Here is a 22,083-nt window from a genome sequence, read left to right as displayed (position 1 = left end):
ACTTACGTATCATAATTTGGCTTACAACATTTTTGAAAAAAACGGGGATAAAGAAAATGTTGCAAAAGTACTTTGCTACATAGGGCAGGATTATGCAGATGGCGGCAATTATCCTCAGGCATTGGTTTACTTCGAAAAAGCCTTAAAGCTTTACAAAGCGATTGGAGATGAAGAAAGAATTGGCTCCTTGTATTTGCTTTTTGGGTGGGTGTATGTGCAACAAGGAAATTATTATCAATCGTCTAAAATAAACGAAGAGGCCATAAAAACTTTTGAGAAATTAGGCGACAGCTATTCACTCGCCTTTGCTACCAGCAACATTGGAGACGATATGTATAATCTTGGAAATTATGCTGAAGCAATTGCTTATTATAAAAAGGGCCTTTTTGAATTTGAGAAGAAGCATGATAAAATAAATACTTGCGACACTTATTACGACTTAGGAAATTGCATGTTACAACTAAAGGATTATGCTGCTGCCATTAAATTTCAACTTAAATCGCTTGAAATTGCAAGCCAAACAGGATATACCTTTGGTTCGGCTATGGCTAATTTTGGTATTGGTAATTTGTATGAGAAACAAGGAGATTATATCGAAGCGCTCAATAATTATTTATTAGCCATTCAACAATTTAAGCAAATATCTAACAAAGTAGAACTGGCAAGTTTGTATAGTCAAACAGCAGGATGTTATGTTAACCTGAATCAACTTGATAAGGCAAAGGAATACTTTCAATATGCTTTTGATTTAGCAAAACAAATAGATAGCAAAAGGCCTATGCGCGATTATTATCAGCGAGTTGAAAAATTGGATAGCATAACTGGTAATTGGCATCAGGCATATTTAAGTCATAAGGAATTTAATAGATTAAATAATTCCATACTAGACTTTGAAATTGCGTCAAAGCTAACTGCATCTCAATTGAAATACGAAGAAGAGAAAAGCAACCTGATAGAAAAGACAGAACAAGATAAAAAAGATTTGCAGCAGCGCATAGTGCGAAACGCAATTGGAGTTGGACTGCTGGGTGCATTAGTTTTTTCTATAGTGGTGTATAGGCAGCGTAATAAAATTTCGAAAGCAAGAAAGCGAAGCGATGAACTATTATTGAATATTTTACCCGAAGAAGTTGCCGAAGAATTGAAAGCAAAGGGTAGCGCTGACGCAAAACAGTTTGATGATGTAACGGTTATGTTTACCGATTTCAAAGGCTTCACCCAGATTTCTGAAAAACTATCACCAACTGAACTGGTGAATGAAATTCATGATTGCTTTAAGGCATTTGATGAAATCATATCGAAACACAATATTGAAAAAATAAAAACCATAGGCGACAGCTATATGTGCGCAGGTGGATTGCCAGTAATGAATAGGACGAATGCAATGGATGTAGTGAGTGCTGCAGTTGAAATTAATAACTTCATGCAGCAACATTCAATAGTAAGGAAAAGTGAAGGTAAAGAAGTATTTGAAATCAGAATTGGCATTCACACCGGCCCTGTGGTAGCAGGAATTGTAGGGGTAAAAAAATTCGCTTACGATATCTGGGGCGACACGGTAAACATTGCATCGCGAATGGAATCAAGCAGCGAAGCAGGCAAAGTAAACATTAGTGGTAGCACCTATAATTTAGTGAAAGAAAAATATAATTGTTTATATCGCGGAAAAATAGAGGCTAAGAATAAAGGTGAAATTGATATGTATTTTGTGGAAGCCAAAACCTAAGAATCGTTTTTTCATTAAAGCTGTTTTAGTTAAGCAAATAGATTGATGCGCTTCTTTATAATGTGTTTTGTTTGAGCTTGTTCACATTGAGGATGCATAAAAAATGCGCATTTAAAATACAGCCGCTTTTGTATTTAAAATTTTGCAAGCCAAAAGTAAGCGAATGCACTTAGTTTAATTTACCGAGCCATTGCAAACTCCTGCAAGCTGACAGCAAAATAGTGGAGCCTTACATTTTTGTATAAAGCCTTAATAAAAATAAGAATTGCAAAAAATTACTGAACCGAAAAATCAACCCTGCGGTTAAGGTAATCGGTAGCTGTGTTAAGCGGTTGGCGGTTACCTTTTGTTTCGGTGGAGATACGTTCTGCCTCTATACCGTAGTCATCTACTAAAACACGCTTACAGTTTTCGGCACGCTTAAGGCCAAGCTTTTCGTTGAAGTTATCATTACCGCTTACATCGGTGCAACCGGTTAGCGCAATCTTAATATTGGGGTTCATTTTAAGTGCTCGCGCAACGATTAGCAAACGCTCCTGATACACTGGTTTAATAACTGTGCTTCCAATATCTGGCACCCCATCACCATCAGTATCGAGTTCACGTCCATCCGCATCTACTTTAGCACCTTTGGCGCTAAATGGATCGGCATCTTTAAAATCTACTACACCGTCATTATCGGTATCTATTAATGTGCCATCGCTATAGGTTTTTGCACCCTTAGGTGTTTTGTTGTCCTTGTCAAATATATCAGCAACACCATCACCATCGCTATCATTAGCAACACTATCCACTTTTGCATTCATGCGGTTAAGATCTTGATATACCACATCCATTGGGTTAATCCATTCCATTGGCTTGTTCTTTTTACCAAAGGTAAAAGTAAGTGCTGCACTAAATAATGAGAATGCATCAGGTGCGCTATTCTCACCAGCTACTCCTTCTATCTTATCAGTAAAGGTTTTATAATAATCGTAGCTAACTGATAGGTCGGCATGGCCAATGCGGTATTTAAAACCAAGACCAAAGGGAATGCATAATTCGGTAGTCTTATCGCGTTCGATAATAGCATTGCCTCGAGGCAATTGCTTTACCGTTGCCTGATTGCTAAATAAACCCAGACCTGCATCTACAAACATATGGAAGCTCTGATTGCGTTTTAGGTAAGTAATATTGCCAAAATTATAAACCAAACTTAGCGAACCTTGTCTTACAGGGCTGCTGTACGATAATAAATAGCGGTCCTTAAACTCTTTTATGTACACCGAATCGATGGGTGTATCTTTTAATTCGGTGACAAAGCCACGCATACGCAAGCCAATGGTATACGTAAGTTGATAGCCAAACTGAAAGCCGAAAGCCGGGTTTAAAACCATTTGACTTAAGCTACTGTTGGCCTCTTTTTTATGTTTTATATCGCTATGCAAGGCAGACATGCCTCCAAGGATACTAAATGAAAAGCGGTCGAATTTCTTGGGATTGGGTAACGAATACGCAGGGTCTTGTGCCGTAGCAAACTGATTAATTATTAATAATATTGCTACTAGCTGTGCTGTTAACTTGCCGTTTTGCTTTATGCTCATACGTTAATTTTTCTTAGGAATAAGTTACGAATTTATAAACCGTTTTAGAATAGAGGATAAAAAACTACCTGTTGATAAGTTTTTTATAAAATCCTTGCAATAATAATTCTTTTTAATTTATCACCAAACATTAAATATGAGGAAATAAGGTTTTTTGATTATCAACGAGCGATTTTTCTAAGGAAACGCGTATTTCTTCAAAATGTTGAGGCTCATTTACAAAGTCTAATTCTTGAGATTCTATTACTAAAATGTTTAATTCGGGATGTTTGGCCATAAAATTTCGGTATCCCTGATCAATATTTTCAAGATATCCTGCTGCTATTTTCTGTTCATAGCCACGGCCACGTTTTTTTATATTTTTAAGTAAACCCTCCGCGGTATTGCTAAGGTACACCAATATATCTGGCTTTGGCATATGCTGACTGATGATTTCAAAAAAATTTTCGTAGAGCAACCATTCGTTTTGTGCCAGATTATTTTTTGCGAAAATATAGGACTTATCCAAGAGGTAATCACTAACCACTTTAAAATCGTGATGCCTGCTGTGGTCAAATACTTTTTTCATTTGATGATAACGGTCGGCCAGAAAACTCATCTCGAGCGGAAATGCCCACCGCTCAGGGTGTTCGTAAAACCTCGGTAAAAAGGAATTATCGGCAAATTCTTCTAATACTAAATTACATTGATAATACTGCGATAACATGGTGGCAAGCGAAGTCTTGCCCGAACCAATATTACCTTCTATTACTATATATTTAGCATTCATATCGAGCTGTCAAAAATCAGAATAAGGTTAGGCTTTGCAAAAATTAGTTATCAATATTTTTGAGATGTGATAAAGGGAGTATGCAGCTAGAGGGCGGAGCACTTACTTCAACCTTATTTTGTTAATATGCAGTTACCATTTAAATAGGACTGCTAAAATGTATATAGAAACCGTGACGGTTTATATTTGTAAAGGTATAATTGAACGACCAAACCAGGTTGTAATAGGTAACTACATCAAAACTTGCTCCCAAACTCGCCAACATTTTGTTGGATAAAAAATTTTCATTGAAAAAGTAGCGGTCTCTTGCATAGCCTGCATCGGCATTGATATTGATATAAAAGGCAAGTGGTATAGTGTTGAATTTTTCGGTGGGTATCCAATTAATTTTAACCTTAGTTTGAGGCAGCAACGAATACTTAATGCATGATTTTGCTACGCCATGGAAATTACCATTCACCACATATAATTCGAACCCACGCACAAACTCGCTGCCATAACCCAAGCCACGCTGAAAGTAATAAGGAATTTTATCATAGCTATATTTGCGCAACCTGATGCTATATGCATAATGCCAGCGTGTCGATAGTGGTTTAAATACCCTAATACCTATTGAAGCATTGGTTACATCCGGTTCGTTTTGCAGCAAGCCTATTCCTTGTTTCATTATTTCAGTGCTGAATACAAAGCCTCGCAACGGGTACACATTAAAGTCCACATTCTCATACCGGTAACTTACACCTAGTATTAATAACTGAAAATCGCGCTGCGATTTTCCCAGGTAAGCCGGACTAAGCATGATAAGGGAATCGTTTATACGGATGTTGCGGTATTCGGCAAATGCATTGGCAAAGCTATATATCCCTTTACGATAGGTGTAGCGCATGCCCCCAAATGTTTCGCGCCTGGCTATGCCATCTTCAAGGGTTAGAAATTGCAACTTATTATCAATGATCTTAAAGGGCACTTCGCGAAACTGTTGCGTGCCCGCACTAAAATTAAGGCCCATGCTTTGAGCCTTATCTATATATGGTAACGAATAATTTATTCCTAATCGTAATGAATAGCCAAACCGGGCATTGACTTGTAATTTTTCTTTTGCGCCTCTGAAATTTTCGTGCAGCACATACATGCCATAATTGAGGCGCGATAGGTCTTTGGTTTGATACCATTCGTTAAAATTTCGGTCGACCGCCTCCAGTATTGGAAAGGGCCAGATGTACCAACGCTCTTTTACAATGATGGTAATATCGGCCTGATTATTACTCCCGGTAATGTTGGTTTCTACAAAATTAAACAAGTTGGTATTTAGAAGATTGCTTTGAGATCGTAAGATTGCTTTGTCAAGCACTTCAATGCTTAGTGAGTCGCCAGCATGATAAATTATTTCGCGGGTAATAATGCGTTCCTTGGTTTTTTTGTTTCCCGTAATGAGTAGGTTACGAATCACTACTTTCTGCGTGCTATCGGTATCAAGCATACTCCAGCGCACTTGTGCGCCTGCTGCACCGGGCAGCAAAAAACAGGCAGCCAATAACCATGACCATATATGTTGCCAAATGAATATGATGAACCTGCTATACAAAGCGTATAAAATGTTTGTGCCTGCAATATAGAATATCTATAATTAAGAAGTATTGAGCCGCTCAACTAACAGCGAATAGAAAAAACTACAGGTGTTATTAATTGCATTGTAAGTGCAACAAGAGAATCACCTGTTGCAACTTGCATGTAGCACAAGTTACTTTGCTTTAAACTTATTGATGGCATTTCGCGTAAAGTCGCTCAACACCAGGTGTCCACTCATACCGGCACGTTCAGTAAGCAGCGTGTCCCAGTTTTCGGTTCCTTGCCAAAATATTTTTTTCAGCATCATCATAGCTTCGGGATTCGAAGCGGCCAGTGTGCAGGCAAGTTTATCAATGCTTGCATCCATTTCTGCAATGGAATCAAACAGGTGAGCGTACATGCCACGTTGATATGCCCATGCAGCATCGCGCCATTCGGCTGCGTTAATGGAGAGTTCGCAAAATGCTGCAGTGCCAATTTTACGTTCAACGGCAGGGCCAACAACAAAGGGGCCTATGCCAACTGCAAGTTCGCTAAGTTTTACTGATGATGCATTGGTAGCAAAAGTATAATCGGCAGCACAGGCAAGCCCTACGCCTCCACCTACTGCCTTACCTTGCACACGTGCAATAACAAACTTAGGGGCCATGCGCATGGCATTTATCACCATGGCAAAGCCTGAAAAAAAGGCAAGCCCGGCTTCTTTATCCTGAATAGAAATTAGCTCATCAAACGAGGCGCCTGCACAAAATGTTTTATCTCCTTCGCTTTCCAATATGATAACGCGTGCCTCGTTATTCGCTCCTGTATCCACTATAGCTTGAGCTAGTTGCCGCAGTAATTGACCCGGCAATGAATTGCTTTGGGGATGAAAGAATGCAACTCGTGCTATTCCATTTTCAATTTTAACTGATACTTTTCCTTCCATTTATTATTGATTCAAATACTTTTTTGCTGATAGTATATAGTAATGGTTAACTTATTTTTGTTCGGTTACGGTGCCGCTTAACTCAACCAATGGTTGAGCAAAAAGATATTTTTTTTGCGCCACAACCATGGTGTCATCAAACAATACTTCTACCAGATAATTGGCTTCTATATTTTGAGTAGAATCTAAATAATCAACTTTTATATAGTAAGGCTCTTCCGTATTTACAAATCGACTCGACCTGAAGGAATATCCTTCGCTCGTAAATTCAATGGTTTTTAAACTTCCCGAATCGAAGTAGTAGTCATTGTAACATTGAATGTTGACTTTGTTTGCAATAGCACAGCGAACACGATAAGTTACCTTTACCGTTTTAAAGGTATCTTTATTGCAACCACAAAGTAAAAGTGTGGTAGCCACTATCGAAACCCCAACTATTTTTGAAAGTATTCCAGGTAAATAAAAGGCTCTCAATGCAAACATGTGATTCAATAAGCTACTTAAATATTATACGCTTGTTTTATTTTCGGTTTTTATCTCCACGCTTACAGTTCCTCTAAAACCAATTTTAAAACAAACACTTACATAACAACTACCGGGATAAATTATTGTGCTGTTTTATATTACTGTATTAGTGAATTAGCCTTGGCGGCTTTTTCTTCCATTTCTTTTATTACATCTTTTTGGCCTGTAATCTTAGCAAGGCGTACAAGTTCGTTTATTACTGCTTGAGCTTGCCCTGCTTCACGTTCTACCGAAGCAAAATGCGAAGTGCCACGTAATGATGCATAGTAAGTAAGATCGTCCAGATAAATTTCGCCAATCCTGCGACACATTGCATTTCCCTTATCTAGCAACGCTTTTTCTGACTGAATAACCTTTTCTATATCCGTGGAGGGGCGCCCAAGGCTATCTACACCTCCACCTTTTGCCATGGCAGTGCGATAGTACATCTCGGCCATACGCAGGTTCATAATGTTATAGGGAACAGTCTTGTCAGGCATTTCTTCGTTGCATCTGTCAAGCACTTTTTATACAATCATCGTATTTGCCTTCCATGAACTTGGCCTCTGCCAATCGTGAAAAATTATTCTTGATATTCATGGTCATGTTCAGGTTATTTTGATCAAGATATACACCCTCCATTTTCATATTGCCCCATGCAAATTTATTCATGGTGTTGTTGTACATTTCATCAACCGCCACACGTCCGGTTTGTCCATCTTTGTTTACCGTTTTTATAGGTACCAGGCGATAGGCAAGTCCCTCCAACTGGAAATGATCATCGAGGCCAATGTAATTGTCGCTGCCAACCGTAACTGCATAATAAATTGGGCGTTTCCAATTGTTATTTGCAATCAGGTCAAGCATCATCAAGTCAGCCTTTTGCACATAGCCTTTGTTTAAGTCCCATACAATTTCGTTAACAATAAGGGCGCTATCCTTAGCAGCAACAGTACCTGATTTTATTACTTGTTCTTTATCAATGGTCATCTTGAATTTTTTGGTAGGCAGATAATTGATAAAGCTACCATCGCGCAATTGCACTTTGGTTTTAGGATCATCGCTGGTAATAAATTCAAATACAGATTTCAGTTCAATATAATCGCTCGAAATGCTCTTTTGCTCGAAATATGGAATATAGTCGCGCGTTCCTTGAATGTATTTTTCGCGGGGTACAGTAAAGGGTACCGGAGGGCCTTCGTAAGCCTGACGTTTCATTTGGTCTATATACCAGTCTGTATTTAAAAGGCTAAGATTGACAATGCGAACATCCCTGCGCACACCTTCAACTTCTTGTGCATACCATAATGGGAATGTATCGTTATCGCCATTGGTAAAAATAATAGCATTAGGTGCACAAGAGTTTAAGTAATTGGTTGCAAAATCGCGCGATGTATAGCGGTGGCTACGGTCGTGGTCATCCCAACCATTTTTGCCTAACACAACAGGAACCACTGCACATACCAATATGGAAGCCATAGCTGCTCCCTGTGCCGAAATTTTATTTTTCAGAAAATCGTAAAGACCCAATACTCCAAGACCAATCCAGATAGCAAACGCATAGAAGCTTCCAGCATAAGCATAATCACGCTCGCGAGGCTGGTATGGAGGTTGGTTTACATACAATACAATAGCAAGACCAGTTAAGAGGAATAACATGCCAACCACAATAAAATCATTTCGATGGCGATTGAGCTGAAATATAAAACCGAATAATCCTAACGCAAGTGGAAGGAAATAAAAATGATTACGGCCTTTGTTGCTGGTCATGCTGTTTGGCAATTTACCCTGAGGGCCTAAGCGCATTCCATCGATTGCAGAAATTCCGCTCTCCCAGTTACCTTTTAATATTCCTCCGAAACTTTGAATATCGTTTTGCCTTCCAACAAAGTTCCACATAAAGTAACGGATGTACATATGCATTAGCTGATAGTCGAAAAAGAAAGCAAGATTCTCACCATTGGTTGGTCGGCTTTCAAGGTCTTTCTTATGATATTGTTTGTAGTAGCTGGTATGATTGTCTTGACCACTCCACATACGCGGAAAAAATCCACAGTACCTTGAGTCGTAGTTTGGTTTTTGCTTGTATCCTACCTCTTTGTACTTACCATCAAATCGAATGTATTGCATTTCGCCTTGCTTTATGGGGTCGTTTGCATCCTGAGGGGCATTGTAATATTGCCCATATAATAATGGGAAGTCACCATACTGATCACGGCCCAAATAAGATATTAAGGCAAAAACATTTTCAGGGTCATTTTCATCCAGAGGAGGGTTGGCCGCAGAACGAATCACAATCATTGCATAGGAAGAATAACCTATCAGTATAAAGGTAAATGCCAGAACGAATGTGTTGGCAACTACTTGCTTCATGCGCTTGGTGTATCCCAGCGCGAAAAAAATCAATACAGAAACTATTAAATTGAAGAAAATAAACCCGCTCCAAAATGGAAGTCCAAATGTGTTTACAAAAAGCAAATCGAAATAGGCACCCATTTTTACGTAGTAAGAGATTATTCCTTTTTGCACAAAACCAAGCAAGGCCACAGAAATAGCTATAGCAACAAAAAATCCTGTCCAACTAAATTTGTACCGCTTAAAATAATATACCAACGCCAAAGCAGGTATAGCAAGTAAATTAAGTAAATGCACTCCTATGGATAGCCCCATCATGTAAGCGATAAGAATAATCCATCGGGCATTATGTTTTTCGTCCGCTACTTCTTCCCATTTCAATATAGCCCAAAAAACGATAGCTGTAAACACTGCCGAAGTTGCATAAACCTCGCCCTCTACAGCCGAGAACCAAAATGAATCGGTAAAAGTATAAGCTAGTGCACCTATAGCACCAGCACCCATTATGGCAATAAGATCGCCACCGGCAGGCTCTTCCTTGCCTTTGGCTACTAACTTGCGGGCCATATGTGTTATGCTCCAGAATAAGAAGAGAATACAAAAGGCACTGCACAAGCCTGACATGGCATTAACCATTATCGGGATTAGCTTAATATCGCCCATAGAAAACAAGATAAACACACGGGCTAGCATAATAAAAAACGGAGCACCCGGAGGATGCCCAACCTGCAACCTATCGGCACAGGCGATAAATTCTCCGCAATCCCAAAAACTACCCGTTGGTTCAATGGTAGATAAATAGACAAATGAAGCGATGGCAAAAACCAGCCAGCCAACAATATTGTTAATCCGCTTATAACTCATACTTAATTAAAATTTCTGTTTTTTTTGGATAAGTGGGCGAAGTTAGATAAATTATTGAAGTGGCAAATGCTTGCCTCAGATGGATTCCTAAAGACTTGTTAAGCACGAATACTATTAACTTAACCTTGTTATTAACCACATTTAGAATTGAACACGTCTGGCAATTTTACAACTATTTTTGCGTCTTCTAAATCAACATGAACAATCAGCAACATAAAGCTACCGGATGGTTGAAAAAACTACTCCTTACAATTTTGGGTATCATGATGTTGTTAGTGTTATCGCTTTTTATGGTGGGCTCTTTTTTTCAGAAGGAAGTAAAGCAGGCGTTTATAAGTTCGATAAATAAACAATTGAATGTGAAAGTTGAAACCGGAGAGATAAATTTCAGCCTCTTTAACGATTTTCCAAATGCCGCATTAGTCTTTAGGAATGTATTGGCTCATCCCTCTAAGCCATTTAGCCAACAAGATACCCTCCTGTTTGCTTCTAAAATCATATTGTCGTTTAATGCCTTTGAATTATTTGGCAAGAATTATCAAATAAACCGATTAGAATTAAAGAATGGTGTACTTAATATGAAGGTTAATGACAAAGGCGAATCAAACTTTGTGTTTTTAAAACCATCAAGCGATACCACCGCCAGCAGTTTGAGCATAAATTTAGAAAAGGTGTTATTACAAGATGTGAAATATGCATATGTAAACCGCCTTAAGAATGAGCGATATGAATTCTATATCGAAAAAAACGAAAGTAATACAACCTATACGCCCGGAAGGATTTCTATTCGTAGCAAAGTTGATTTTGTAGCTCAACAATTAAAATGGAATGCAACGGGATATATTGATAGTGTGATTGCCAATGCCGAGTTTGACTTGCTAATTGAAAATGAAAATCATTTCTCCATTAATAATTCGGTTATTAAAGTAAAGGAAACCGAAATTCTACTTTCGGGCGACATATACAACCAGCCATCGCATACGGAGCTAAATGTTACCGCACAAAGTAACAATGCCGATATACTTACCTTGTTGCGCTTGCTGCCTGCAGGCAGCAAGGAGTGGACCAATGACTATAAAACCAAAGGATACCTTACCTGGAATGCTACCGTAAAGGGTAAGATAGACAAGTTGAATACGCCCGCTATCGATGTACAGTTTAGTTGTAAAGAAGGAACGTTGCTCACAAAATTTTCTGATGCAGCGCTAAGCAATATTTCGTTTGCAGGTAAGTATACCAATCATCGTGCAGGAAAAAGTAACAACCACTATATACGTTTTGAAAATTTGAAATGCAGTTTCAACGAAAAGGTAATTAAAGCTTCGGGCGAGTTAAACCACTTTGATGATCCTGCCCTCAATTTGATTGCCGAAGGGGGAATAGACCTGGCTCAGTTAAAAGACTTGCTCAAAGCTGATACCGTGGAATTATTAAATGGCGATGCACGAGTACAACTAAAATTTTCGGGTACCATTAGCAATCCATTGACCTATGTGGCAAGTGGTACCATTGCCGTTAGCAATGGAAATGTTAAATTAAAGAATTCGAGCCTGCCGGTAACTAAGATACAATTGCAAGGCAATGTGAATGATAACGCGTTTACACTCGAAGCACTCACCTTTGTGCAAGGCAACAGCGATTACAAACTTAGTGGCAAGGTAAGCAATTTTGCCAGTGCCTTCTTAAAGGGAAATGAACCTATACAGGTGGAGGCATTGCTAAAAATGAAACTGCTTGACATGGACGAACTTATTACATCCGAAAATCAAAGCACTACTAATAACTCGGTAGTAAAATTTCCGGACTGGCTTCATGCAGAACTTACAGTGAGCATTGATAATACCCGATTCAGAAAATTTGAAGCCAAGCGTATAATAGGGACAGTAATCTTAAAGGAAAATGCGCTAATGCTTCAAGAGGTGCAGTTACAAGCAATGCGTGGAAGTATTATGCTCGAAGGTTCGTTGTCCATTTTGGAAGATAGTATTCGAATAATTTGCGATGCCGGATTGTCAAACATTGATATTAATCAGATGATGTATCAGTTTGATAATTTTGGACAACAGTCGCTTACGGATAAAAACCTGAAGGGGAAATTAAATGCCACAGTACAGTTCACTTCTATGTGGTTGCCTACACTTGTTGTTAATCCACAAAGCATAGTTGCAATAAGCGATGTGACTATTGTAAATGGGGAGCTAAACAATTTTGAACCGATGCAGAAATTAAAGAAATATGTAAAGCAAGTTGATTTGCAAAATATAAAATTTGCCAACCTCGAAAATCAAATTGAAATACGTAATCGTAATATCGTATTCCCGGTGATGCGCATTGAAAATAGCGCCATGAACTTTACAGCCAGCGGTACACATAACTTTGATAATGATATAGACTATAGTATAAAGTTGGCGTTAAACGACCTTACGCGGAGGGAAAAAAATCTTAAAACGGAGTTTGGCACCATAGAAGAAGATGGGCTTGGACACACGCAAATTTTTTTAAGAATGAAAGGCCCGGCATCGAATCCCAATGTAAAATATGATACCAAAGCTGTTGAGCAGCATATTACACAAAGTGCAAAGCAGGAAAAGCAAAACCTGAAGGTAATGCTGAATAAGGAATTTGGATTGTTTAAAAAAGACAGCTCGATAAATAAGATTACACCTACCGAAAAGAAAAGGAAGCAGGAATTTCAGGTAGACACAGATCCATTCTAGCAGAATTGATAAAACGAAATATGACTACTTTAGCCCACATGAGCACACAGCAAAAATTACTTCTGGCAGTATTAACTCCGTTTCTATTGTGGGCAGCATGGCCTGCAGGTGGTGTGGCACCTTTGCTGTTGATAGCATTTGTTCCATTGTTAATACTTGAAGATACGTTACTTAAAGAAAAAAGTAAGCGCCTGGCAACATTTGGTATTTTTTATTTATCGTTCCTGCTTTTTAATTTGGCCACTACCTGGTGGGTGTGGAATGCCAGCCCGGGTGGTTCGGTCATGGCCTTTTTGTTCAATTCATTTTTTATGACGTTGGTGTTTTTACTCTTTCACGCATGGCGTAAAAGATGGAAAAGTAACTATGCCTATATACTATTGCCACTGGCATGGATCGGATTTGAATATATTCACATGAACTGGGATGCCTCATGGCCCTGGCTTACCCTTGCCAATGGCTGGGCTGCCTGGTATAAGTGCGTGCAATGGTATGAGTATACAGGGTTTGCAGGAGGAACAGCATGGATATGGGCATGCAATATTTTATTATTTCTTTTAGTAAAAAAAATCAGACAGCAGGAGCGCATAACGCGACCGGCAACTATGGCGTTCTTGGTTGTGGCCGTTCCTTTAGTAATCTCACTTGTACGCTATTACACGTATGTTGAAAAGGAAGATCCGGTTAACATAGTTATATCTCAACCCAATTTGGACCCGTACAGCGATAAATTTTATGGCGACAACACGGCACACATGAATCGTTTATTAGCACTGGCAAAATCAAACATGGATTCCTCCACCCAGTATCTGGTGGCGCCCGAAACAGCTATAGCACAGTCTATGTGGGAAGAAGATTTAAATCTACACCGAATAACACATTTGTTTCAGAATTTTGCCAAGACCTATCCCAACCTTGAAATTGTTATTGGTGCAAGTACCGATCGTTTATATCCCGGAGGTATAGGCCGCACACCTACCGCACGAAAATTTACCCGCTCCGATGATTATTATGATTCGTACAATACAGCATTGCAGTATGATAGCAGCAAGCAAATACAGATCTATCATAAAAGCAAACTGGTACCGGGAGTAGAAAAAATGCCATTCCCAGCACTGTTGAAACCATTAGAAAATTTTGCTATTGACCTTGGTGGCACAAGCGGAAGCCTTGGCAGTCAGGCCGAAGTAAGTGTATTTAAGGGAAAAAAAATGATTGCCCCTGTCATTTGCTATGAGTCGGTATATGGAGCGTTTGTAAATGAGTATATAGAAAAAGGTGCTGAACTGATTTTTATTATTACGAACGATGGATGGTGGGGCAATACGCCCGGCTACAGACAACATTTACAGTATGCCCGCTTGCGCGCTATCGAAATGAGGCGAAGTATTGCCCGCAGTGCTAATACCGGTATTTCTGCTTTCATCAACCAACGTGGCGATATACTGCAGCAGACTGAGTGGTGGAAGGAGAGCGCCATTGCCGGAACTCTTAACGGTAACAATATACGCACCTTTTATTCTTATGCAGGCGATCGCTTAGCATACCCGTGTTGTCTTGCTTTATTCGTCATGATTGTTGCTTTGTTTTTTAGTAAAGCGAAAAAACGAAATGATGCAACAGATGAAAATATTAAGATAAGGAGTGAAAGCATAGATTAACTTTTAATACCTAATTTACATTATTCCTAAATTTAATAGCGGACACATGCTCCGTTACATTACCAACACATGCCTGGTTAATAGAAGTCTGTATTTACAGCATATCTTTATTACTTTAAAAAGTTAAAAGATTGGTGCACTTCTGAGAAGCTGACTATTTCAAAATAAAATAGGGAGTTAGGAAAACGAAAAGCGGTAGGGTGATGAACCTTATCGCTTTTTAGTTTTGTAGGATAGACTATACTTAAATGCAAAGAGAACATCAAGGGCGAAATCTATGTTATAGAGGCAAACATAGCGCCTTGAACAAGTGTAACTGTTCATATTATAGTATGTAAGCAGAAAGCTGCAATTACTTTTTGTGCCTGTTATGTTTATTAACTCAATCATAAAGGCGTTTGAATGTGTTCAATTTGGTTTAGAGGGCATCATCAAAAGTATTTTTAAAAAAAATAATAGTGCATTAAGCATTCCTCCAAACATAATATCAATGTGTAACCATATCACTCCTATTTATTTGTCACGAAAAATTTTTACTTCTCACGTTACAGTTTCAATAAAAAGGGCAATGAATTTTTTTTAATAGAAATATTACATTATAGTTTTAAGAGGATGATAAATGCGAAGTTTTGCGTTGTCATTTTTCAGAAGATGTTTCGCAGAAAATAGCTTTTGAAACTTTGGCCAAAAAAATAAATAAAATTTTAAATCTATAAAGTTGGTAGATTAAGTATGTATTAGTATGTTCGCAGCCTAAAAATTAAAATAAATATGGAAAAAACATTCTTAAAATTTATCACAACCTGTGTATTTATAGGTCTTTCAGCCGTTGCAGTGCATGCTCAATCAACAGATGATTTACTTAATTTGTTGATAGGGAAAAATCTTTTAAAACAAGAAGAGGCTGACTCAATAAGAGCGGAAACAGCGCTGAAAACGCAAGAAACACCATTTGATAAAACATTATCGATTGATTTAGAATGGAGGCCGCGAACGGAATTCAGAAGTGGATATCAACAGATGGCAAATGACACAACTGTACCAGCACTTTTTACAAATCAACGCACCCGCTTAACTTTTGGTTATGATGTTGTGGGGAAATATAATTTTCAATTTTCAATTCAGGATATACACACTTTTGGCGCTAATGATCCGCGATCTACAGCTGGAACCATACAAATATTTGAAGCATATTTTGAACCAATGATAACAAAAAATTTCTCAATACGTATAGGGCGACAAAGATTAATGTATGACAACCAAAGACTGTTTGCACAAAATGATTGGCGGCAAAATGCCAATGCACATGATGCTTTAAATTTTCGCTGGCGCAATAGTAATCTTAAAACTGAATTGGCCGCTGCATGGAATCAAACTAACGAAGGAGTTGCAGGTACCAATTTTACACCAACGGATGCAAGTGGCAAACTTATTTCAAATTACAAATTATTATTGGTGCATTATTTAAATTGGAAATTTACTAAAGCCTTAACTTTAACAACAATAAATAGTGGAGATGGGTATCAAGATGCCAAGAATCCAGAGAAGCTGCTGATGCGGTATACAAATGGCGGTAGAGTAGAATTTGAGAAGGGTAATTTGTATATTACCATGAGTGGTTACTACCAACATGGGCATAATACATCAAATAGAAAAATTGATGCGTTTTATATGCAGCCCGAAATCAAATACACCTTAAAATCAAATACAATTTTTCGGTTAGGTATGGAGTACATGAGCGGGAATGATGCCACCAATAAAACCGATACTGTGGACCATTCATTTGTACCGCTATATGGTGTTGCTCATCGTTTTAATGGTTACATGGATTTGTACACCAGGTTTCCAAGCGATTTAAATAATGCAGGTTTAATAAACCCGTACTTTTTTATCGTACAAAATCTTTCAAAAAAAACCAGCTTAGGTTTCTATTTCCATCAGTTCTATTCACAGAATAAGTTTGTAAATTCAAAGAAGGAAGTAATTGATAACAACCTTGGATTTGAACATGATATATTATTCAATTACAAGCCGAATCCAATCATAAATTTAGAGATAGGATATTCATATTACTTGCCCACTGCCTCTACCGTATTAATAAAAAAAGCTAAAGTTGATAGCGAAAAAACTTTTCAGCAATGGGCTTATGTTATGCTGACAGTAAAACCCCAAATACTAAAAATGAAATTCAATAAATAAAAATAAAAAAAATGAATAAGATGAAAGAGTTGAAATTTACACTATTGACAGCGCTAATAATTGCAATTTGTTTTGCAGGCAAATTGTCGCCAAGTCCCAAACCCGTTACCGGTAACATTACTATTTCGGGTGCTTTTGCTTTGTATCCGGTTACTGTAAAATGGGCCGAAGAATTTAAAAAATTAAACCCAGGCGTTAAGATTGATATCTCTGCAGGTGGTGCCGGCAAAGGCATGACTGACGTACTTTCAGGCATGGCCGATATTGCTATGTTTAGTCGCGACATTTATCCTGAAGAAACCAAAAAAGGTGCCTATGGAGTAGCGGTTACTAAAGATGCTGTTGTGCCAACAATCAGTGCATTGAATCCTAACTTCAATGAGCTGATGAAAAAGGGGATAAAGAAACAAGGGTTTATTGATTTGTTTGTAACCGGCAATGCAAAAACTTGGGGTCAGGCGGCAGGAATTAAATCAGGTGCACCGGTGCACGTTTATACGCGAAGTGATGCAGCAGGTGCTGCTGAGTCGTGGGCAAAATACTTAGGTAAAAAACAAGAAGACCTTTTAGGTGTTGGTGTTTTTGGTGACCCGGGTTTAGCAACTGCTGTTAAAAAGGATCCTGTTGGAATTGGCTTTAACAACATCGTTTACGTTTACGATTCCAAAACCAAACAACAAACTAATGGCGTTAAAATAATTCCAATTGACATTAATAACAATGGTCAAATTGATGCTAACGAAAATTTTTACGATAACATTGATCAGTTGATTGCGGCAATTGCAACCGGCAAATATCCATCACCACCTGCACGCGATTTATATTTTGTTACCAAAGGCAAACCTGGCAATGCCGCGGTGATTGCTTTTTTAAAATATGTTTTAACTGATGGTCAAAAGTATGTTCATGAAGCCGGCTATGTTGATTTATCTAAAGAACGCCTTGCAAAAGAATTGGACAAATTAAAATAATAGTTACTATAAAGACTTTGTATAAAATGTATAAACTTCGGATTTTAAAAGATAAAATAATGAGCATCATCATGCAAAGCCTTACCGGCTTTGCATTGTTGCTTATGTTCATTATTGGTGGTGGTTTACTTTATAAGGCATGGCCAATTTTATCGCAAAACGGTTTGTTCAATATGCTGACTTCCGAAACCTGGCGACCATTTAAAGGGCAGTTTGGTTTTCTGTCATACATTATGGGTACAATCTGGATTGCTGTTATTGGTATTTCCATAGCATTTCCACTTTGCCTGTTAACCGGAGTATACTTATCAGAATACGCTTCCAATAGGATTCGTAGTGTTGTGGTACCACTTATTGATTTACTTGCAGGAGTTCCTCCTGTGGTTTACGGTGTATGGGGAGTATTAACTATTGTTCCTTTTATTGGAGACACCCTGGCTCCACACTTTGTTGAATATTCATCGGGCTACAGTGTACTTGCCGGAGGAATTGTTTTGTCCATTATGACCTTTCCACTAATCATAAGCATCTTGCGCGAAGTGTTTGCTGCTATACCAAATGAACTTAGAGATGCCTCCTTATCATTGGGGGCAACCAAATGGCAAACTACAAAACTGGTAGTAATACGAAAAGCATTACCCGGTATTATTGCTGCAGTAGTGTTAGCTATATCGCGTGCACTTGGCGAAACCATAGCAGTACTAATGGTGTGTGGTAACATAGCAGCTATACCGCATTCCATTTTTGATTCTTGTTATCCATTACCTGCACTAATTGCAAATAACTATGGCGAAATGCTTTCAGTACCAATGTATGAATCGGCATTAATGCTTGCCGCGTTTATTTTATTCATCATCATAGTTGTATTTAATGCAGTGTCGAGGCTCACCTTGGCACGTTTAGAAAGGAGATTTAAATTATGAGTTTAAGAGCAAAAAAATAGAAGAGGCCTTTTTTTAAAGGGCTGATGATGTTGGCCACAGCAATAATAGTTAGCTGTTTATTTTCCATACTTTATACCATCATTAGTAAAGGCATAAAAGGCATGAATTGGGACATGGTTTCGCGCGTGCCCGAAGGCGGCTTTTATATTGGTAAAGAAGGTGGAATTTTAAATGCCATTATTGGCTCAATTTACGTGGCCGGAGGCGCAACACTTTTAAGTTTATTAATCAGCATTCCCATTGTTTTGTATATCAATGTTTACCTGAATAAAGATTCAAAACTGGTTGCATTTACACGAACATCATTCGATATTTTATTTGGAGTACCGTCTATTGTTTACGGAGCTTTTGGTTTTACATTAATGGTGATGCTTGGGCTAAAAACTTCGTTGCTTGCCGGTATCATTGTAGTTACCTTATTAATTATTCCAATCATGGTGCGAACCATGGATGAAGTTGCATTGCTTGTTCCACGCGAATTACGCGATGCCGTTTATTCACTGGGTGCTACCCGCTGGGAAACTGCAAAAGTAATTATGCGACAAGTTGCTCCCGGAATTTTAACGGCAATCCTGTTATCGTTTGGTCGCGCTATTGGCGATGCAGCCTGCCCGCTCTTTACAGCAGGTTATACCGATAGTATTCCTACTTCGCTTTCGCAACCCACGGCAACTTTACCTCTAGCCATTTTCTTTCAGTTAAGCAGTCCGGTAGAAGAAGTACAAACGCGTGCTTATGCTGCAGCTTTAATCCTCACCATAATCATTCTTACTATCAATGTGGTGATACGTATCATCAACAAAAAATTATCGAAACACAAAATCTGATTAATAACTAAAAATGGAATACAAAAATCACATCAGCGTTAAAAATTTGAACGTTTCTATCGGTGGCAAACACATTTTAAAAAATATAAATGTTGATATTCCTGATAAAAAAATCACGTGCATCATAGGGCCAAGCGGTTGCGGAAAAACAACATTATTCAAAAGTTTTAACCGTTTGTTGGAAAACAATGCTGACACCGAAATTACCGGGCAGGTATTATTGGATGGTGAAAATATTTATGATAAAAACGCAGAAGTAACCTTGCTTCGAAAAAAAATGGGCTTGCTTAATCAACGGCCAACTCCACTACCTATGAGTATATACGCTAATGTAGTTTATGGATTAAAATTGCATGGCATCAGCGATAAAAAAATCCTTAATCAAAAAGTAGAAGAGTATCTTAAAATCGCATCACTGTGGGATGAAGTTAAGGACCGGTTAAAAGACCCCGCTTCAAAATTATCAATAGGACAACAACAGCGGTTATGCCTTGCCCGTGGATTGGCAGTTGAACCCGAAATTATTTTGGGAGATGAACCCACATCGGCACTCGACCCCATTTCGAGCAAATGGATTGAAGAAAAATTTGTTGAACTAAAAGAACAATACACCATTGTAATGGTTACGCACATTCTTCGTCAGGCAAGGCGTATTGCCGACTATGTAATCTTTATGTATCTGGGAGAAATTATTGAACATGGGCCTGCAAAGGATGTATTAGAAAATCCACAACAACAATTGACTAAAGAATATGTGAAAGGCATTATCAGTTAGTTTAATATAACAAATAATAACGATAATAAGGTTTCTGACCAACTGTATGTTATAGGTTCCATGTTACGCGGATTATTTTGGGAGTCAAGTGCCGTTCCGGAACTGAGAAAACAAGCGGAGTTTATTTCAAAGAGTATTATTCAAGAATTACAGGACGAATTTTACAACAACGAAAATAACTTTGCCAAAACCGCAGTACACACAAGGCGACAAACATTGAATTCATAAGTGATGTAAAGGTTATTCGAATAGCATTTTCAAGAAAGTCTCTCATTTTAAAATTGAATGGGATATCATTTTAAAGATTCAATTCATATCTTACTCTGCAACAATGCATCGCAATATTCTTTCAAGGCTTGGTTGCTGATGTGTTCCATTACATCGCTGGCAAATGCTTTGTTTAATAGTGCTTGTGCTTCGGGCTTGTTGATGCCGCGTGCGCGTAAATAGAACAATGCTGCTTCATCCATTTGCCCGGTAGTGGCACCGTGGCTGCACTTTACATCATCGGCAAAAATTTCTAATTGCGGTTTTGTGTACATCACCGCATCGTTGCTCATCAATATATTTTTGCTGCTTTGGTAGGCGTTTGTTTTTTGCGCATCGAGCAACACAAATATTTTTCCGTTAAACACGCCTGTCGATTTGCCGCCCATCAGGCTTTTATAAATTTGGTTGCTATTGCAATGTGGCTTGGCATGGTAAACTTCGGTATGATTGTCCATCAGCTGTTCGCCATTGCCGGCAATTAATCCATACATGTGTGCTTCGCAATTTTCGGCATCGAGGTTTAGTGCTAAATTATTGCGTGTTAGTTTATTTCCAAATGTAATGGTGTTGATGCAAAATGTAGAATCGCGTTTTTGATAAGCATACGTGTTTGTAATTTGGTTGCTTAATAAATTATCATTCTGAATAAAATCGAAAGTGACATCGGCATTTTCGTCAACTACAATTTCAGCTACGATATTATTTAACGATTGTGTGGTTTCGCTGTGCGACAAAGTGATGCATGATATGTTGGCCTTGCAGCCGCTTTCGGCCACAAGCAACAGTCGTGTATAGTTGGACACTGCCTCGCCATTGCTTGATGAAAAATGGAGCACATAAATATTTTTTTCAATTAATGCATTTTTATCGATGTGAATAAAAACACCATCTTGCATTAATGCAGTGTTAAGTGCTGCCAATGGGTGTTTGTCTATTGCAACGTATTTATTGAAATGGACTTTTACAATTTCGTTGTTTTCGTTTTCGTTAAGTGATGAAATAGAAATGCCAGATGGCAAATTTTTCACATCGCATAAATCGTTTCGGAATTGACCGTTTTCTAAAACAATAACAACATCACCGTTATTGATAAATGGCAAAGCAGAAATATTTTGTTGAGCAATGTGATTATGTTGAGCGGCAAAAACATCGCGGTAGCTGGCACTTATAATTTTATCGAGGCTGGTATATTTCCACTCTTCGTTTTTGGTGGTAGGAAATCCTTGCTTATCGATACTTGCAAATGCAGTTGTACGCAGCGATGGAAACTTTTGTGTCACCGCAGTAGATTTTATTTTATCGTTTATGAGTGTTGTCACTTATTTTTCTTATTTAATTTTAATAACTCTTTTACGTCCAATTTGTCCTTCGGTCTGTTTTCGAATTTTATAAACTGTGTAAATTTCTTCTATTCATTTTCC

General features: G+C 38.2%; 16 protein-coding genes. 8 read left to right on the top strand and 8 right to left on the bottom strand.

Features of this window, described 5'->3' with window-relative positions; all coding sequences use genetic code 11:
• On the top strand, positions 1 to 1,726 hold a 1,726-nt coding region (locus IPO27_11375), incomplete at its 5' end, for a tetratricopeptide repeat protein (protein ID MBK8847107.1).
• Between the two features lie 275 nt (positions 1,727 to 2,001).
• Here IPO27_11375 and IPO27_11370 read toward each other — a convergent pair.
• From IPO27_11370 to IPO27_11340, 7 genes are all read right to left on the bottom strand, one after another.
• Complete coding sequence (locus tag IPO27_11370) at positions 2,002 to 3,309, bottom strand: OmpA family protein (protein MBK8847106.1); 1,308 nt, start codon at positions 3,307 to 3,309, stop codon at positions 2,002 to 2,004.
• Between the two features lie 130 nt (positions 3,310 to 3,439).
• Positions 3,440 to 4,078, bottom strand: coding sequence for a deoxynucleoside kinase (locus IPO27_11365; protein MBK8847105.1), 639 nt, complete (start codon positions 4,076 to 4,078; stop codon positions 3,440 to 3,442).
• Between the two features lie 139 nt (positions 4,079 to 4,217).
• Positions 4,218 to 5,663 carry a hypothetical protein gene (locus IPO27_11360; protein MBK8847104.1) on the bottom strand — a complete coding sequence of 482 codons (1,446 nt, stop codon included), beginning with the start codon at positions 5,661 to 5,663 and terminating at the stop codon, positions 4,218 to 4,220.
• 156 nt (positions 5,664 to 5,819) lie between these two features.
• On the bottom strand, positions 5,820 to 6,575 hold the full coding sequence (locus IPO27_11355; GenBank protein ID MBK8847103.1) for an enoyl-CoA hydratase/isomerase family protein: 756 nt from the start codon (positions 6,573 to 6,575) through the stop codon (positions 5,820 to 5,822).
• A 51-nt stretch (positions 6,576 to 6,626) separates the two neighbouring features.
• On the bottom strand, positions 6,627 to 7,058 hold the full coding sequence (locus IPO27_11350; protein ID MBK8847102.1) for a hypothetical protein: 432 nt from the start codon (positions 7,056 to 7,058) through the stop codon (positions 6,627 to 6,629).
• Between the two features lie 140 nt (positions 7,059 to 7,198).
• A complete protein-coding gene (locus IPO27_11345) occupies positions 7,199 to 7,603 on the bottom strand; it encodes a hypothetical protein (protein ID MBK8847101.1) in 405 nt (134 codons plus the stop codon).
• Positions 7,596 to 10,298: a DUF2723 domain-containing protein gene (locus tag IPO27_11340; GenBank protein MBK8847100.1), complete on the bottom strand. Its 2,703-nt coding sequence runs from the start codon at positions 10,296 to 10,298 to the stop codon at positions 7,596 to 7,598. The genes IPO27_11345 and IPO27_11340 overlap by 8 nt, the downstream gene beginning before the upstream one ends.
• A 197-nt stretch (positions 10,299 to 10,495) precedes the next feature.
• Between IPO27_11340 and IPO27_11335 the strand changes: the two genes are divergently transcribed.
• From IPO27_11335 to IPO27_11305, 7 genes are all read left to right on the top strand, one after another.
• On the top strand, positions 10,496 to 13,015 hold the full coding sequence (locus IPO27_11335; protein MBK8847099.1) for a hypothetical protein: 2,520 nt from the start codon (positions 10,496 to 10,498) through the stop codon (positions 13,013 to 13,015).
• 20 nt (positions 13,016 to 13,035) lie between these two features.
• Positions 13,036 to 14,676, top strand: coding sequence for an apolipoprotein N-acyltransferase (lnt, locus tag IPO27_11330; protein MBK8847098.1), 1,641 nt, complete (start codon positions 13,036 to 13,038; stop codon positions 14,674 to 14,676).
• 771 nt (positions 14,677 to 15,447) lie between these two features.
• Positions 15,448 to 16,875: an alginate export family protein gene (locus tag IPO27_11325; GenBank protein ID MBK8847097.1), complete on the top strand. Its 1,428-nt coding sequence runs from the start codon at positions 15,448 to 15,450 to the stop codon at positions 16,873 to 16,875.
• 20 nt (positions 16,876 to 16,895) lie between these two features.
• Positions 16,896 to 17,846, top strand: a complete 951-nt coding sequence (locus tag IPO27_11320) for an extracellular solute-binding protein (protein MBK8847096.1) — start codon at positions 16,896 to 16,898, stop codon at positions 17,844 to 17,846.
• A 26-nt stretch (positions 17,847 to 17,872) separates the two neighbouring features.
• Positions 17,873 to 18,769 carry a phosphate ABC transporter permease subunit PstC gene (pstC, locus tag IPO27_11315; protein ID MBK8847095.1) on the top strand — a complete coding sequence of 299 codons (897 nt, stop codon included), beginning with the start codon at positions 17,873 to 17,875 and terminating at the stop codon, positions 18,767 to 18,769.
• A 44-nt stretch (positions 18,770 to 18,813) separates the two neighbouring features.
• Positions 18,814 to 19,617 carry a phosphate ABC transporter permease PstA gene (pstA, locus tag IPO27_11310; protein MBK8847094.1) on the top strand — a complete coding sequence of 268 codons (804 nt, stop codon included), beginning with the start codon at positions 18,814 to 18,816 and terminating at the stop codon, positions 19,615 to 19,617.
• Between the two features lie 13 nt (positions 19,618 to 19,630).
• Entirely contained in the window at positions 19,631 to 20,392 is a 762-nt protein-coding gene (locus IPO27_11305; GenBank protein ID MBK8847093.1) for a phosphate ABC transporter ATP-binding protein, read from the top strand.
• A gap of 311 nt (positions 20,393 to 20,703) precedes the next feature.
• Here IPO27_11305 and sufD read toward each other — a convergent pair whose 3' ends face one another.
• Positions 20,704 to 21,981 (bottom strand): Fe-S cluster assembly protein SufD, encoded by a 1,278-nt coding sequence (sufD, locus tag IPO27_11300; protein ID MBK8847092.1) that lies wholly within the window; start codon positions 21,979 to 21,981, stop codon positions 20,704 to 20,706.
• Positions 21,982 to 22,083: the final 102 nt, after the last annotated feature.

It is taken from the genome of Bacteroidota bacterium, from assembly GCA_016714535.1.
In the GTDB taxonomy this organism is placed as follows: Bacteria; Bacteroidota; Bacteroidia; order AKYH767-A; family OLB10; genus JADKFV01.
Note: the sequence above shows the minus strand (reverse complement) of the source record. Positions and strands in the feature narration are given on the sequence as shown.